General features: G+C 56.8%; 10 protein-coding genes. 7 read left to right on the top strand and 3 right to left on the bottom strand.

All coding sequences use genetic code 11. The annotated features are described in order from the left end of the window. The first annotated feature begins 477 nt into the window (after window positions 1-477). The 3 genes from clpB to IQ273_RS19320 all read left to right on the top strand — a co-directional run bounded on the left by clpB (window position 478) and on the right by IQ273_RS19320 (window position 5797). On the top strand, window positions 478-3165 hold the full coding sequence (gene clpB, locus IQ273_RS19335) for an ATP-dependent chaperone ClpB (protein WP_194024800.1): 2688 nt from the start codon (window positions 478-480) through the stop codon (window positions 3163-3165). A 28-nt stretch (window positions 3166-3193) separates the two neighbouring features. Next, on the top strand, window positions 3194-5269 hold the full coding sequence (locus tag IQ273_RS19330; RefSeq protein ID WP_194024799.1) for a transporter substrate-binding protein: 2076 nt from the start codon (window positions 3194-3196) through the stop codon (window positions 5267-5269). Window positions 5270-5488: 219 nt separating this feature from the next. Continuing rightward, window positions 5489-5797, top strand: a complete 309-nt coding sequence (locus IQ273_RS19320; protein WP_194024798.1) for a hypothetical protein — start codon at window positions 5489-5491, stop codon at window positions 5795-5797. Between the two features lie 215 nt (window positions 5798-6012). Here the strand turns inward: IQ273_RS19320 and IQ273_RS19315 are convergent, their stop codons facing one another. Further along, complete coding sequence (locus IQ273_RS19315) at window positions 6013-10011, bottom strand: magnesium chelatase subunit H (RefSeq protein WP_194024797.1); 3999 nt, start codon at window positions 10009-10011, stop codon at window positions 6013-6015. Window positions 10012-10796: 785 nt separating this feature from the next. Between IQ273_RS19315 and IQ273_RS19310 the strand changes: the two genes are divergently transcribed. Then, window positions 10797-11450 (top strand): DUF305 domain-containing protein, encoded by a 654-nt coding sequence (locus IQ273_RS19310; protein ID WP_194024796.1) that lies wholly within the window; start codon window positions 10797-10799, stop codon window positions 11448-11450. Between the two features lie 765 nt (window positions 11451-12215). Here the strand turns inward: IQ273_RS19310 and IQ273_RS19300 are convergent. Then, window positions 12216-12632: a M48 family metallopeptidase gene (locus IQ273_RS19300; protein WP_194024794.1), complete on the bottom strand. Its 417-nt coding sequence runs from the start codon at window positions 12630-12632 to the stop codon at window positions 12216-12218. Between the two features lie 15 nt (window positions 12633-12647). Next, on the bottom strand, window positions 12648-13004 hold the full coding sequence (locus IQ273_RS19295; protein ID WP_194024793.1) for an iron-sulfur cluster assembly accessory protein: 357 nt from the start codon (window positions 13002-13004) through the stop codon (window positions 12648-12650). A gap of 414 nt (window positions 13005-13418) precedes the next feature. Between IQ273_RS19295 and IQ273_RS19290 the strand changes: the two genes are divergently transcribed. The 3 genes from IQ273_RS19290 to IQ273_RS19280 form a co-directional block, all read left to right on the top strand. Beyond that, window positions 13419-15104: a DUF6930 domain-containing protein gene (locus IQ273_RS19290; RefSeq protein WP_194024792.1), complete on the top strand. Its 1686-nt coding sequence runs from the start codon at window positions 13419-13421 to the stop codon at window positions 15102-15104. A gap of 135 nt (window positions 15105-15239) precedes the next feature. Beyond that, window positions 15240-15632: a VOC family protein gene (locus IQ273_RS19285; RefSeq protein ID WP_228053400.1), complete on the top strand. Its 393-nt coding sequence runs from the start codon at window positions 15240-15242 to the stop codon at window positions 15630-15632. A 157-nt stretch (window positions 15633-15789) separates the two neighbouring features. Then, window positions 15790-16625 (top strand): hypothetical protein (locus IQ273_RS19280; RefSeq protein ID WP_194024791.1); only part of this gene is annotated, 836 nt, incomplete at its 3' end.

The following is a 16625-nucleotide window of genomic DNA, read 5'->3' as shown; positions in this document are numbered from 1 at the left end:
TTTCGTCCTCTCCCAGAGGTCCCAAAAAACCTGCTAAAAAGGAGCCGTTTAATCCGAAGCATCCCCATGTTGCCACCGCTCGGCTCCTCAAGCAAAAGGAGAACAAACGTTCACCTTAACAGGGGTAGGATATTACCTTAAGAAACCAGTACCCTTTTGCCAGCCGCCATTCGATGCTGTGGCGTTCGATACTGTAGTGTTTGATCCGTTACCTCGCCCTGACTAGCGATCGCAGCCCGTTGGCTCCAACCAGATCAGTTATCCAGTCCTATCATTTATATAGGCCCAGGTAATAGCAACATTACCGGTGCCCCTTGGGGTTCACGAGGGATAGTGTTGGATAGCTGACCGTTTGCAGCTGGTGGGCAGCCTATGCTCTACTCAAGCGCTATGACCGCAGCCCCAGCGCCCAACTGATATACTGAACGTCCAACCGTTACAAAAAGCAAAGCGCACGTCGGCCCGCCCACGGAGATTATGCAGCCAACCGATCCCGATAAGTTTACCGCCAAAGCCTGGGACGCCATTGTTGAAGCCCAGGATGTGGCCCGCCGCTGCAAACACCAATATATGGAGGTCGAGCATGTCATCATCGCCATGCTCGACCAGGAAGAAGACGGGCTGGCCCACAAAATTATCGCTAAAGCAAATCTTGACTGCGATCTGCTGCTCGATGAGCTAGAGACCTTTGCTAAGCGCCAGGCCCGCGTACGCCCTGGTCTCGATAGCAACCTGTACCTGGGCCAAAGCCTCGATCGCATGCTTGACCAGGCTGAAGCAGCGCGAGAAACCCTCAAAGACAAATTTATCTCCGTCGAGCACCTGCTGCTGGGCTTTCAGGAAGACGAGCGGATTGGCCGACGGCTGCTGCGCGGCTTTAATATAGAAGGCCCAGAACTGATGGCAGCGGTGCAGGCGGTGCGGGGTAGCCAAAAGGTTACCGACCAAAACCCCGAGTCGCAGTACGAAGCGCTGGAAAAATTTGGCATTGACCTCACCCAGCTTGCCCGTGACGGCAAGCTCGACCCGGTGATTGGTCGCGACGACGAAATTCGTCGGGTGATTCAGGTGCTGTCGCGGCGCACCAAGAATAACCCAGTGGTAATTGGTGAACCGGGGGTGGGCAAGACCGCGATCGCCGAAGCCCTGGCCCAGCGCATTATCAATGGCGAAGTGCCCGAATCGCTGAAGGGGCGCACCCTAATTTCGCTCGATATTGGCGGGCTAATTGCCGGAGCCAAGTTTCGCGGCGAGTTTGAAGAGCGACTGCGGCTGGTGCTGCGCGAAGTGACCGACTCTGCCGGGCAGATTGTGCTGTTCATCGACGAGCTGCACACGGTAGTGGGGGCCGGAGCGGGGCAGGGCACCATGGATGCCAGCAACCTGCTCAAGCCCATGCTGGCCCGTGGCGAGCTGCGCTGCATCGGTGCCACCACCCTAGATGAGTACCGCAAGCACATCGAGAAAGACGCCGCCCTGGAGCGCCGCTTTCAGCAGGTCTACGTAGGCCAACCCAGTGCCGAAGACACCATCTCCATTTTGCGGGGGTTGAAAAAGCGGTACGAGTCGTACCACGGTGTCGATATTGCCGATAGCGCTCTGGTGGCGGCGGCGGTGCTCTCTGACCGCTACATTTCCGATCGCTTTTTGCCCGACAAAGCCATCGACCTAGTCGATGAAGCCGCCGCCAAGCTCAAGATGGAAATTACCTCCAAACCCGAGGAGCTAGAGAGCATTGATCGCCGCCTGATGCAGCTAGAGATGGAAAAGCTCTCTTTAGAAGCCGAGAACGGGGCCGCCACCCCAGCGTCGCGGGCACGGTTGGGCCGTATTGAGCAAGAAATTACTGAGCTTCAGGCCAAGCAGCAGGAGCTTAACGACCAGTGGCAGGGCGAAAAGCAGGCCCTCGATGCCATCAACGCCCTGAAAGAAGAAGAAGACCAGATTCGCCTTCAGATTCAGCAGGCTGAGCGCGCCTACGACCTCAACAAAGCCGCCCAGCTCAAGTACGGCAGGCTGGAGGCCATTCAGCGCGATCGCGAAGATCTAGAAGCCCAGCTAATCGAAGTGCAGGCCAAGGGCACCACCCTGCTGCGTGAGCAGGTGACCGAGGCCGACATTGCCGAAATTGTCGCCAAGTGGACAGGCATTCCGGTCAACCGACTAATGGAGTCGGAGCGACAAAAGCTGCTCCAGCTCGAAGGGCACCTGCACGAGCGCGTGATTGGTCAAAACGAAGCTGTGGAGGCCGTCGCCGCCGCGATTCGCCGCGCCCGTGCCGGTATGAACGATCAGGGTCGCCCCCTGGGATCTTTTCTATTTATGGGGCCGACTGGGGTGGGCAAAACCGAGCTGGCCCGCGCCCTGGCCGAGTTTTTGTTTGACACCGAAGACGCGCTAATCCGCATCGACATGTCAGAGTACATGGAGAAAAATGCCGTATCGCGCCTGGTGGGGGCACCTCCCGGCTACGTGGGCTACGAAGACGGCGGCCAGCTCTCGGAGGCGGTGCGTCGTCACCCCTACTCGGTAGTGCTGCTCGACGAGGTCGAAAAAGCCCACCCCGACGTGTTCAATATCATGCTTCAGGTGCTCGAAGATGGCCGCATTACCGACTCCCAGGGCCACCGAGTCGATTTCCGCAATACTGTGGTGATCATGACCAGCAACCTGGGCAGCGACCACATTCTGGAGCTGGCAGGCGATGACGATCGCTACGACGAAATGCGCACCCAGGTGCTCAAAGTGCTGCAAAAGGCGTTTCGCCCTGAGTTTCTCAACCGTGTCGACGATTTAATCCTCTTCCACTCGCTGCGCAAGAGCGAGCTGCGCAAAATTGTCGCACTGCAAATTCGCCGGGTGCAGCGCCGCCTGGCTAGCCAGACCATCGGCCTGGAGATTGCCGACCCGGCCATCGACTTCATTGCTCAAAGCGGCTATGACCCGGTATATGGGGCGCGCCCCCTCAAGCGAGCGATTCAGCGACTGCTCGAAAACCCGATCGCCACCAAAATCCTAGAGACCACCTTTGCCCAGGGAGCTACCATTGTGGTCGATTTACAGGATGGTGAGCTGCTTTTCAGCCACCAGGAACCCGTGGTTCCAGAGCCTCCGGTAGCCGCAGAGGATGAAGCGGTCAGAGTTGAGTCAGTGGTGGGCAATTAAATAGAAGCCCCCCGATCGCCTGAAACTCATGCCGCTCTTCTCCTGTTCTGAGCCCATTCGCATTGGCGTGCTGCACTCACTGACCGGCACCATGGCCCTCAGCGAAGCACCCCTGGTCGATGCCGCGCTAATGGCGATCGCAGAAATCAACCAGACTGGTGGCGTGCTGGGCCGTCCCCTAGAACCTGTAATTCGGGACGGGGGCTCAAACCCAGAGCAGTTTGCGGCGATGGCTCAGGCACTAATTGAAGTCGACCAGGTGGCTACAGTATTTGGCTGCTGGACATCGCTCAGCCGCAAGGCCATGCTGCCTATATTTGAAGCTCACCGGGTGCTGCTGTGGTACCCCTTGCAATACGAAGGGCTAGAGCAGTCGCCCTGGGTATTTTACTCGGGCTCTTGCCCCAACCAACAGGTAGAGCCTGCCCTAAAGTGGCTGCTAGCCCAGGGCAAACGGCGCATGTACCTGCTGGGGGGCGACTATGTGTTTCCTCGGGTAACCAACAAAATTCTCAAAGGTCAGCTGCACTACCATCAGGGCGATCTAGCCGGGGAAGCCTATATGCCCCTGGGTGCGACCGAGTTTGGGGCCATTGTTCAAGATTTGCTGCGCCTGCGACCCGATGTGGTGTTCAGCACCCTCAACGGCGACAGCAATTTGGCCTTTTACCGGCAATTTCAGGCGGCAGGGCTTACCCCCGAACAGATGCCTATTATGGCCATGAGTGTGGCCGAGGCTGAGCTACAGCTTATTGGCTCGGCGGCTGTTGGGCACTACGCCTGCTGGAGCTATTTTCAAAGTTTAGATACACCTGTCAACCAGCGATTTGTAGCTGAGTTCAAGCAGCGCTATGGAGCCAATTGCGTCGCTAGCGACCCCATTCAGACTGCTTATACGCAGGTTTACCTGTGGCGGCAGGCGGTGGAGCAGGCCCAGACGGTGGCTAGTGAAGCGGTGCGAGCGGAGGCCTACGGGCAGTGCTGGCGATCGCCCAGCGGCGAGGTGTGCTGCGAACCCAACCACCACCTGCAAAAAGAATGCCACATTGGCCAGGTTCAGGCCGACGGCCAGTTTCGCATTGTTTACTCTAGCCCAGAGCGCATTCAGCCGCTGCCCTGGCTGGGGGTCGAAGCCGAATCCTTCGCCGCTGCCGGTGTGGTGGTCGAAATGCTGGGGGAAGTCTCGCGCTGCGTGCAGTACAGCTGGGAGCTAGAGCAGCAGTCGCGCCGTTTAGAAGAAACCATGACCCAGCTGCGCCAGGAAGTGGCCCAGCGGCAGCAGGCCGAGGCCGCGCTCACCGCCGCCAATGCCGAAATTATTAGCCTCAATCAGGCTCTAGAGTCTGATAACAGCCGCATGAGCGCCGAGCTGAGCGTCGCTCGTCAGCTTCAGCAAATGATTTTACCTAAGACTGAGGAACTGGCCGCGATCGCCCACCTGGATGTTGCTGGATTTATGGAATCTGCCGAGGAAATCGGGGGCGACTACTACGACATTCTGCAAGATAGCAGCCATCTAATCACCATTGGCATTGGCGATGTGACCGGCCACGGCCTCGAAAGCGGCGTGCTGATGATTATGGCTCAGACAGCGGTGCGCATGCTGCGGGCCTTAGATGTGACCGACCCGGTCGTCTCCTTTAACGCGCTTAACCAGGTAATGTACCAAAACCGCCTGCGCATGGGTTCCTTGCGCAACCTGTCGCTGGCGCTAATCGACTACCAGGACGGCAGGCTTTCCATTAGCGGACAGCATGAGGAGGTGATTGTGGTGCGCGCCAGCGGTACCGTCGAGCGCATCGACACCCTTGACCTCGGTTATCAAGTGGGCCTAGTAGAGGATATTTCAGCATTTATCGCCCAGCATCGCCTCAACTTGGGCATAGACGACACCCTGCTGCTCTACACCGACGGCATTACTGAGGCCGAAAATTGCGATCGCAGATTCTACGGCCTAGACCGCTTAATTGAGGTGGCGCAGCAGCATTCGACCCAGCCAGCCGCCGCCATTATCGCCGCCATCATCGCCGATGTACATGCCCACATCGGCGAGCACACCATCTATGACGACATCACCCTAGTGGTGCTCAAGCGCAAGGTTTAGTCAAGGCCGATGACTAGCGCTTTTAGCTATGATTTGATCAAATGAATGTAACCTACCGCATTGAGGGTCTTGAGTTTGAATAGGACGAGGATAAAGCAGAAATCAACATCTTAGGCTACTCGCTGGTTCCCAGGTTATTGCTTGCAGTTTATGTTGAAAGAGGAAGCAAAACACGCATTATTTCAGCACGGATAGCTACTCGTTCTGAGCGATACCTATATGAACAGTCCTAATGAAACTTTTGAGTTAGAGATCAATGTTCGCCCTTTTGAGGTGGTGACGGTAAAGATACTTGCTGATACCTTGGTAGAGCTGCGGGCGATCGCAGCCAAAAAAGATATGTCCCTAGAGGGGCTAATAAAGTTCTACGTCGGTCAGGGTTTAAGGGCTGATCTAACTCAAATGCGGGCCGATCAAACCCTAAATGCTGCCCAGCAGGTTCTAGCTGAACATCTCAAATCCGGTGAGGCCGCAGCCAAGCTCGTCAATGAAATTCGTCAGAGAAGCATAACGGAGACTGCTGGATAGAGACCTACACCCCAACGTTTGATGGGCGATTGCTAAGGTAACCGTCCTTTAAGCCTTGTGGCTTCATTGCTAAAACTGTCCGGACTGTTGTCAAGACAAGTGCTACTTTCAACGGTCTGGAAGGTAGATGGGTTTAAGTTTCCTTTGATAGTCCACTTATAACAAAGAGGGGCAGGCTTCGGCCTACCCCTCTAATTTAACTCTTATCCGAAGTCCTACTCCACTCCCTCAATGCGGTCTTCGACTTCTTGGTAAAGCTCTTGCAACTTCTCCAGGTTTTCGTCGCTGGTTTCCCAGTAGCCGCGCCCGTTCACTTCCAGCAGGGTCGACACCATACGGCGGAAGGAGTTGGGGTTGAGATCCATCAGGCGCTTGCACATTTCTGGGTCTTGAATGAAGGTGGTGTTCACGTCTTCGTAGACCCAGTTGTCCACTGCGCCAGCGGTGGCCGACCAGCCCATCGTGTTGACCAGGCGCTTAGAAAGCTCACGAACCCCTTCGTAGCCGTGGGAGAGCATGCCCTCGTACCACTTGGGGTTGAGCATTTTGGTGCGGGCGTCGAGTCGCACCGTTTCAGATAGAGTGCGCACCTGGGCGTTAGCAGTGGTGGTGTCGGCAATGTAGGACGCCGGAGCCTTGCCGTCTTCGCGCAGACTGGCCACCAGCTTGGTGGGGTCGGAGTCGAAGTAGTGTGACACATCGGTGAGAGAAATCTCCGACGAATCGAGATTTTGGAAGGTAGCATCTGCCGTCTTCAAGGCCGACTCAAACAGACCTCGGCTGCTGTCCATAACACCGGGGTTGTCGGAGTTGAAGGCAAAGGACTTGCGCTTTAGGTACATCTCCTGTAGTTCGGCCTCGTTCTCCCAGGTGCTGTTCTCCACCGCCAGGTTGATGTTTGACGAGTAGGAGCCGGAGGCGTTGGAGAAGATGCGGGTAGCGGCTTCGCGTACCGAAAGACCCATTTCTGCCGCCTGCTCTAGGGCGTGCTTGCGAACGAAGTTCATCTCCAGGGGCTCGTCGGCTTCGGCGGCCATTTTGACGGCGCGATCGAGCAGGGCCATTTGGTTGATGAACAGATCGCGGAAGACCCCAGAGCAGTTGACGACAATATCGACACGGGGCCGACCCAGCTCTTCGAGGGGAATTAACTCTAGCTTGTTGACCCGGCCCAGGGAGTCGGGCAGGGGCTTGACACCGACGAACCACATCATTTGGGCCAGAGATTCGCCATAGGTTTTGATGTTATCGGTGCCCCACAGCACGGTGGCAATGGTTTCGGGGTAGGCCCCGTTGTTTTCCTGGCGCTGCCGCTCTAGCAGGCGATCGACCACGATTTTGGCCGACTGTACCGCAGCGATCGTGGGGATGGACTGGGGATCGAGGGCGTGGATGTTTTTGCCGGTGGGCAGCACGTCGGGGTTGCGAATTGGGTCGCCGCCAGGGCCGGGGAGCAGGTATTCTCCTTCCAGGGCTTGCAGCAGGGCACCCAGCTCGTTGTCGGCGCAGACCTGCTCCAGGCAAAACTCCAGGTACTCCATTAGGGGTTTAACGGCTTCGCCGTCAACCTTGGTGTAGCCTGCCTCGTGGAGAGACTTGATCCAGGGCTCTTTGCGGCCAATGTTGAAGAAGTTGAGCCGCGACACCTTAGACACCCGACCTTCAGCGTCAATCTGCTCGTGGACGAGGGCGGCAACGGCGGCCCGCACCCCCTGGTTGATGTTGTAGAGCAGCTGCACGTCGGCGAGGTGACCGCGATCGCTATTTCCGTAAATGTCATCAATATCCCGGCCAATGCTCTCGGCGATAATCCGCTGCAGGCTCTTGATGCCGTCTTCTTCGCGATCGAGGCTGCCGATGTTGACTAGCGTTGCGATCGCCTCTTCTGCCGTAGGTGGCTTGCCCACCACGTGCAGACCGCAGGGCAGCAGGCGCGACTCGATCTCCATCAACTTGATGTAGATTTTGCCTACCAAGTTGTCGCGTTCGTCGTTGGAAAGCTCTCCGGAGTCGCCTTCGGGCAGCACCACATCCCGATCCAGGTTGCAAATCCGCGCCGTCTCGATGATGGCGTTGACGATCTGCACAGCCCGACCGCTCTCTTTGTTGCCTTGGTAGGAACCGATCAGCTCGCTGAGTTCCTTCAGCCCCTTGTATAGACCCGCGTTTTCGGCTGGGGGCGTCAGGTAGCTGATGGTTTCGGCGTAGCCTCGGCGTTTGGCGATCGTGGCCTCGGAGGGGTTATTCGCCGCGTAGTAGTAGAGGTTGGGGATGCTGCCGATCAGGTTGTCGGGGTAGCAGGTGCCCGACATGCCCATCTGCTTACCGGGCATGAACTCTAGCGACCCGTGGGTACCAAAGTGCAGCACCGCATCAGCGCCCCAGATTTTGTTTAAAAAGGTGTAGTAGGCGGCAAATCCGTGGTGGGGGCTGGCAGAGCGCGAAAACAGCAGCCGCATCGGGTCGCCCTCGTAGCCAAAGGTAGGCTGCACACCAATAAACACGTTGCCAAAAGCTTTGCCGTAGACCAGCATATTCTCGCCGTCGGTATTCAGGTTGCCCGGCGGTGGCCCCCAGTTTTCTTCGAGCCGCTCGGCATAGGGGGTGAGCGCCTGGTACTCGCGCACCGGCATGCGATAGGCAACATTGAGTTCAGGGCTGCTGTACTGGGCCTGGGCGTCGTGGATGACTTCTTGGAGCAAAGCCTCCGGCGACTCGGGCAGATCCTGCACGTCGTAGCCGTTTAGCTTCATCGCTTCCAGCACTTTATAGATAGAGCCGAACACGTCTAGGTAGGCGGCGGTGCCCACGTTGCCCTTGTCCGGGGGAAAGCTGAACACGGTGATGGCCAGCTTTTTATCGAGCTTGGGCTTGCGGCGCAGGTTGGCCCACTTCATCGCTCGCTGGGTGATCGACTCAATCCGGTCTTGCAGGGAAATGGCGCGCCCGGTCAATCCATCGCGGCCCGAGAGCACGATCGGCTCGATCGCCCCATCCAGCTCAGGAATTGCCATTTGCAATGCCACCTGAATGGGGTGCAGGCCCAGATCACTGTCTTCCCACTCTTCGGTGGTTTGAAATACCAGGGGCAGGGCCACCATGTAGGGGCGGTTGAGCCGCTTCAGGGTTTCGATCGCCTTGGGGTGATCTTGGCGGGCCGGGCCACCGACGAGGGCAAAGCCGGTGAGCGAAACCACGGCGTCGACGATGGTTTTGGTGTTATCGACCGGGTCAAAGAAGTAGGCATCGACGGGCTTTGAGAAATCTAGGCCGCCCGCAAATACGGGAATCACCTTCGCGCCCAGGTACTCAAACTCCTGCACCATGGCGACGTAGTGGGCCTCGTCGCCCGTGACCAGGTGGGTGCGCTGTAGCACCAGGCCAATGGTGGGGGCCAGGGGATCTTTTAGATCCTCAGAAATATCGCGGCGGGAGCCGTGCCAGTTAAGGTATTCTTTGATGTCCTCAAACATGGTGGGGGCCATCGGGTGCCAGATACCCATGTCGGGGTAGGTAACCGGCTCTTCGTAGTCTAGGCTTTCGGTTTGGGGCGCACCCTCAATCTGCTTGTCGGTGATCACGTAGCGATCGGCCAGCATCAAAAAGAAGTTTTCCAGGTTTTCGGGCGACCCACCCAGCCAGTACTGGAAGCTGAGCATAAAGTTGCGGGCATCCTGGGCTTTTTCGACCGGCAGGTACTTGAGCACCGTAGGCAGGGTGCGCAGCAGCTTTAGCATGGCGTCTTGGAAGCCGGCACCCGACTTCTCCTTACGCTTTTTCATGAATGAGCCAATCATGCTCTTCGATTGGCCCAGCTGCGCCATCGAGAAGCTGCCCATTTTGTTCAGGCGCATCACCTGGGGCATGGAGGGGAAGCAGACGGCCACGTCAAGCTGGTCGCGCACGGGGGCGACCGCCTCAACCACCTTGTCAGCCAAATCTTCGATAAAAATCAGCGAGGCGATGAAGACATTGGCCTCGGCGACATCCTGCTTAAACGCCGCGTAGTTGTTGGCGTCGCGCAGTTCTTCGATCAGGTAGCCGTTGACTTCGAAGGCCACATGAGGATTGCTGGTATTAATCGAACGGATGGCCGAGGACAAAGAGCTCTGGTATTGAGGCTCTAGAACCACATAGACCACCTTAACCAGACGCCGCCCGTTGAGAGTGTCAGGGGCAATGTGGCGCACAGTGGGCTTGACGTGGGTGAACATGCAGTAAAACTCCTTTCGCGGCTAAAGCTGGGTTAGTGAAAGGCCGTGAGCGCAGGATCAGCAGCACTGACTGAGGCGCACCAAAGGCTAACTCTAGGGATTGTACGGGAAATATTTCGTAACGAAAGCAAAATCAATGATGTCTTTCATGTTTGTATCAGAAAACCTTGCCAGATAAGGATTTAGGGCGATCAGGTGACACAATTTGAAATAAACAAGGTTCAGCTTTGTTAACAAAATTTACAGTACAGTGCGATTGCTCCTCTCACACTCGTAACAAAACATTAACTAAATCTTGGTTAGAGTTTATTCCGCGAATGGTATGGATCCTTGAGGCCGATTGCGATGAAGGATGCTTCAGTATGGAAGGGCTTTATGGAGGTGTATAGCTGTGGCCAGTCTGGTTAAGACAGGTCTCCTATGAACGTTCAAACGTTTGAACGTTCATAGGGTTTCTGGATGTCCTAACCAACGTGACTATGGCTATATCGCCGGTTTTTTAACGCGATACGGCAACCTTTGGGGCTGAAAGCGTGTGTGGTCTTCAGATAGCGTCTGTCAGCGCTAGCCGCTAAGTAGGAAGACCCAATCAAATATGAGACCGTGTAGGTTGCGGTTGAGGAACAAAACCCAGCGCCCGGATGGGTTTACGCTACCGCTAACCCATCCTAAATTTGAACCAGCCTAGCTACCTAAATCTGATTGGCTAGAGCGATCGCATCGCTTGACGCTCTAGCCCACTGGAGTGTGTACCCTAGATGGGTAACGCGGTTTGGATACTGACAATGCGCTTCAATCGGTCTCTAGCTACGGTTCTTGCCCTTGCTACCCTGGTGCCTCTGGCGGCTTGCGGTAGCAGCACTATGGAAGCCATGCACGAAGGTCATTTAGCCGGAGACGTGGCTGATGGCGACAGCCTGCACGTGGGCCACAACATGGATCTTGGCCCCGCCGATGCCACCTACGATCTGCGGTTTATCGACGGCATGATTCCTCACCACGAGGGAGCGCTGGTGATGGCTGAAGCGGCCCTGGCCCATTCTCAACGGCCTGAAATTCGCCAATTGGCCGAAAACATTATCGCGGCCCAGCAGGTCGAAATTGCTCAAATGCAGGAGTGGCGAGCGGCTTGGTACCCCGATGCCCCTACCGTGCCCATGATGTACCACGCTGAAATGAGCCACGACATGCCCATGAGCAAGGAGATGATTGCCGCGATGCGCATGGATGTGGACCTGGGCGGGGCCGACGGCGAGTTTGACCAGCGCTTTATCGACGGCATGATTCCTCACCACGAGGGGGCGGTGATGATGGCGGAGGATTTGAAGGTCAAGAGCACTCGCCCCGAACTGCAAACCTTAGCTGACGAAATCATCGCTTCCCAGCAGGCCGAGATCGATCAAATGAATCAGTGGCGGCAGGACTGGTACGGGCAGTAGGCCTAACCTTAACCAGTATGGTTCTAGCGGTTGTTATGAATTCGTGACAACTGCTAGTGCCGCTCTTTAAACTGTCCTGAGGGGGCTTGCAAAGCGTCGAAAGCTTCTACCAAGAGATTCAACTCTTTACTCTTGAGTTATTTAACTAAGACGCAAGCGAGTCAACCTATGAAATTTAATCAGTTTGGAAACGCTCTACTTCTAGCGATAGCCATGATTGGCCCTAGCCTAGCGTTGGATAGCTTTAATCAAGAAGCGCAAGCACAGTTCGCAGGTTTAACCTTTGCCTGTAGTAATCCCGGCTCAGGACAAGAGGTTTTCCCCGGCAGTCCCAATGCGTTAATCGCTAGCCCTAACTTGGGTCTAGCAACGTTTCCAACTCAGCGGACCATCGCTGTTTTCGGTAACGTTGCGCAGTCAGACGGCACAATGGCAGATGGGGCTTCCCGTTGTCTTCAGGCCATGCTGCAGTTAAATACCCTAGCCGCTACAGCACGTCCGGGCTTTGGCATTACCTACCAGACATTTGCCAATCGGGGAGGAGCAACCATCTGCCTAGTACCTATGCAGTTCTCAGGTGCTCGTGCCTGTGGAGGCGACAGCACTCCGCTGTTCAACATTTTCCCAAACTCAGCACCAGAGGCTAGAGCCGCAGAAGTTGTCCAAGCTCTAAGCGGCCCTGGTGGATTCGTACCTGGTGTTCCAATGGGACCAGTTGTAAGCGGCCAGATCTAGACTCGATTTGCTAGATAGCCTAGCGATGAACTAGGTTAGCCACTGTTTCACCCGCGCCAGACTCTTCCAGTCGGGCTTGCGGGTGAGACCATCGTCGATGCTCTGCATGACTTCGGTGCGCAGGTCATCAGCGACAGACATCACCTGACCGGCAATTTCTACATGCTCGCGCACGCCGGGTTTACCGGCATCGAGCATGGCTACCGCCAAATTCACTCGCCCTTGGGGGTCTTGGGGGTTGAGCTTGACGGCTTTTTGGGCGGCTTTGAGGCCAGGGTTGGGTTTGTCGGTGAGCAGATAGAGCCAGGCCAAACAAGCCCAGGCGGCACTGCTCTTGGGGGCGCGATCGCACACTTCTTTGAACACCGGAATTAGCTCAGCCGGGTCTTCGCCCGCCTTATAGCGTTCAATACCCTGGTCAAACAGGGTTTCTACGGTTTGAGTCATGGTCTATCTCTTAATCTAGGCCCCGAAGGATTTGCCGCAGCCGCAGGTTTGCACAGCATTGGGGTTGGTGAATTGAAAACCGCCGCCAATCAGCGCATCGCTGTAGTCGAGCATAAGGCCATAGAGGTAAAGCAGGCTCTTTTTGTCGCAGATAACCCGAAAGCCGTCGTAGTCGTAGACTTCGTCGTGCTCGTTGATATTGGTTGGGTCTTCAAAATCCATGGTGTAAGACATGCCGGAACAGCCTCCCTGGCGCACGCCCACTCTCAGGCAAAGCTCTTTGCCGCCCTGCTGCTGCTGGAGTGCCTTGACGTGCCGAAGGGCCGTCTCAGACATTAAGATTCCTTGGGTTTGTTCAGTGGCTTGAGCCATTGCAACCTTGTTTAGTACGACAACATACTTTCAATGATAAACAGACTTACCCCTGACCAGAGCAAGGCGGCTTAAATTGTTTTGAAATCTAACACTTTCGTATTCTAGGCTGAGTCGCTGCCGCCAAGAATTTTTATAGTTTATAGCAGCCATTGGAGCGTTGCCAGGCCATGGCGATCTAAGTGGATTTATCAAGGGTAGGATGGGCATCTTGCCTGTGTAGCTGGGCTAAGTAGTGCCATCTTGAGCCTGCGATCGCCCAAAGGCCCTCGACCAATGGGAGCGTTTGGCGATTAAACTTGGCTAGGCGACTCCAGATCCGCCCCTAAAGTCTGCCAGCACCCTAGAGTCAGCCAGCAACGACTCGCCGTTTCTACTACTCTGGTCTAACTACGACATTGTTACTCTTAGCCCATGACCCGACTGAATCGCATCACCCTAGATCGCCTGAAGCGGCTGCCTCGCGTAGCTAGCGTGTGGGAGGGCGATCGCCGTTTGGTGGGCGGGTTAATGGATGACGATGGCGGCCTTAGGCAGCGCCACACCGAAACCAGCGACTGTATTCTTTGGGTCGACAGCAGCCACGGCGCGGTGCGGGGGCTGACCATTGTGCCCACCACCTGCGGCTACGAACCCGTGGTGCGCACCCTGCTGCAGGCGATCGAGACCCCCCAGGGCAACTTACCCCCAGCCCGACCCCAAAAGATTGTGGTCAGCGATCGCGAAATTCAGTTTTACCTGCGTGGTGCCCTACAGGGATTAGATATTGCGATCGATTACGCTCCCGAGCTGCCTCTAATCGACGAGCTGTTCAATGCTCTGCAGCAGTCAGCCGAGATGACCGAGGCCGAGCTACCGGCTCGCTACGCCGAGGCTATGATCGACAAGGCCATGGAAATATGGGAACTGGCCCCCTGGAACACCCTGAACGAGCAGCAGGTGCTGGCGGTTGAACTCAACGCCTGGGATATCGACACCCTCTATGTCTCGATGTTGGGCATGGGGGGCGTAGAGTACGGTCTGCTGATGTACCGATCGCTCGACTCGCTGAAGCAGTTTCGCCAGCGGGTGCTGATGGGGCAGCAGTCGCCCAAGCAAATGCAAGAGGCCTTCTTAGAGCAGGACTGCCTGTTTCTCAACTTTGAGCTGTTTGACGACGAACCTTTTGACAACGGCTTTCAGCCCGCTGGCTGGCTGGGGACAGCCCCCGAGGCCGTGCAGCCCGACTTTGGCAGCATTCACCCCCTAGAGGGCATGCGTAGCCAGCTTGCCGACGAAGAAGGGGCCACCTTTTTAGTGGCAATGGAGGCCATTGGTCGCTTTGTGACCCGCTACCGCGCCCAGCTTGAAAAGCCCCCCCTCAAAGCCCTCAAGAGCAGCTACAAAATTCCTAACCCGCAAAAAAGCGGCAGCGCGTCGCCGCTGAAGGTGACCGTTCAAACCCTGCCCGAGGTCACCGAAGAACTGGTGGCCGAAACCGATGAGGCCTTAGACGAGGTCAGTGGCCCCACCGGCTTGGTCAATTTTCCGGTCCTGCGCGACGATTACGTGCCCGAAGGGGCCATTATCATTCTCACCCAGTTTCAGCGGCGGATGATTAATGACCTGCGCCACGACCCGACAGTAACGTTTCAGCAACAAGAGCCGCAAAAAGCCCTCAGCGGAGTTGCTGCTAGCTCCCCTGATCTGCCGGTGGTATTGATTCAAACCTCGCGGCCCAAGGCCAAGATCCTGATTCAGCAGCTGCAGCAGGCCCAGGGTGTGCAGGCCGTGTGCTTTAACCCCGGCAGCGACCCCTTTAGCGGCGAAGCCTTTGAGCTGGGCCTGCTGCAAACTGGCGACAGCGAACTGCACCTGTTTGCCGAGTACGAAACCAACGGCAGCGCCGATCGCCACCTGCTAGAGCGCTGGAACCAGTGGCAACGCGACTGTAACGGAGCCTGCGCCGTGGTTATTGCCAGCGGCATTACCGGCAATAGCAAGGGCAACCCTGGGGTGAAAGATATTCTGGCGATCTTCGAGGCCCGCTGCAAAACCCCTAAAGAACTGCATCTGCCGCCGCTGATGTTGCAGTATGCGTCGGAGTGGGAGTTGGATTAGGAGTGGATGGGTAGATGGGTGGATGAGTGGATGGGTGGATGGGTAGTGGATCCAGTATTTTCTAGGGCAGCGTAGGGTGGGCATTGCGCACCATCTCACCTTTCATGAATCGATCGCACAGTGGTGGATAGTGCTTTGACGACTGGATCTTTGGATTGCACCAGCGCCTTTATTACCCTGGCCAGTGAGCGGTTTGAAGATCTGGTCTCTTTTTACAGTGCCCTGCTGGGGCAGGTGGCCCAGCCCTACCAGCTCGATCGCTATGCCGAGTTTGGGCTGCCGGGGCTAAGGCTGGCGATTTTTAGGCCCAAACTTGACCAAGCCGATCGCTTTAATGGGCCTACCAGCGGGGCGATGAGTCTGTGTCTGGAGGTAGTGGATTTGGAGGCCGCGATCGCGCACTTTACCGATCTCGGCTATCCGCCCCCTGGCCCTGTGCTGAACGCCTCCCATGGGCGCGAGGTCTACGCCTACGACCCCGACGGCAATCGCCTGATTCTGCACCAGAGTTCTACCCAGCCCGCTTGAACGCGACGTCTTTGAATATCGGCACCAGAATTCTGCACCAGAGGCTGGTCTCAGAGTTCTACCCTAAGATTTTGAGGAAACGTGGCAGTATTGAGAGGGATAGGCCCCCAGGGGCTGTTCCGCAGCGTATCGGCAATCGTGGCCAGGTCGGTAACCCATGAGACCCCAAGATCCTAACTATCCCCCCGAAATTCCTCCTGTTCCGCCCCCGCGCAAGGGTGGTGAAGCAGATTTGAGGGACGAACTGACTGCACCCCAGCCCAACCTCAGCGACGAGGCGGTTGAGGGAGGTGTTGATACGAGGGGAGATGTTGAGCCTTCTCCTTTCATCGCCGCCAACGGAGCGGAGGATCTAGCCAGCCGCGATGATTCGCTCGATTCGGTCGTTGTCTATCGATTCTCCCCTGATTCTGCCCCTGACGCCTCCCCCAATGGCTCTGCTGACGCCTCCGGCCAGGAGACCGATCGCCCCTACACCCCCGATGCCACACCCTGGACCGACAGCGACCTGCAAGACGTCGAAGATCCGCTGCCGGTGCCGACCCCCGAGCCGCAACCCACCTACATTGACCGAGGACGGCAACCTAATGCGGCTACCAGCAACCAAAACGCGCGCGCCATTGCCCCAGCCGAAGATGTTTGGGCCGATACCGGAATTCCCTACCAACCAAAGGAGCTGGGTGTGGTTGATCAACTGCTGCTGTTGCTGGCCGACGGTGTGACGCTATGGAAGAAGGGCTTGCGGTGGGTGCGATCGCAGCTGCCTCCCGACCTCCAGCGCCAGCTCTCCGACGGCGTGCTCACCGCCATAGCTTTGGGCCTGCTGATGCTGTTTTTGGCCCTATGGAACCCGCTGGGTGCAGGCCAGAGCGGCCAGGTAGCCTCAGAATCACCGTCGGCAGAGGCCCCCGTCTCACCCGCTGAAGCCTACTTCTCTGAAGCCCAGCCTGAAGCACTTTCTGAAGCACCCCCAGTAGATTCGGCCTCGAACCC

The sequence above is a fragment of the Nodosilinea sp. LEGE 07298 genome (genome assembly GCF_015207265.1).
Lineage (GTDB): Bacteria > Cyanobacteriota > Cyanobacteriia > Phormidesmidales > Phormidesmidaceae > Nodosilinea.
Note: the sequence above shows the minus strand (reverse complement) of the source record. Positions and strands in the feature narration are given on the sequence as shown.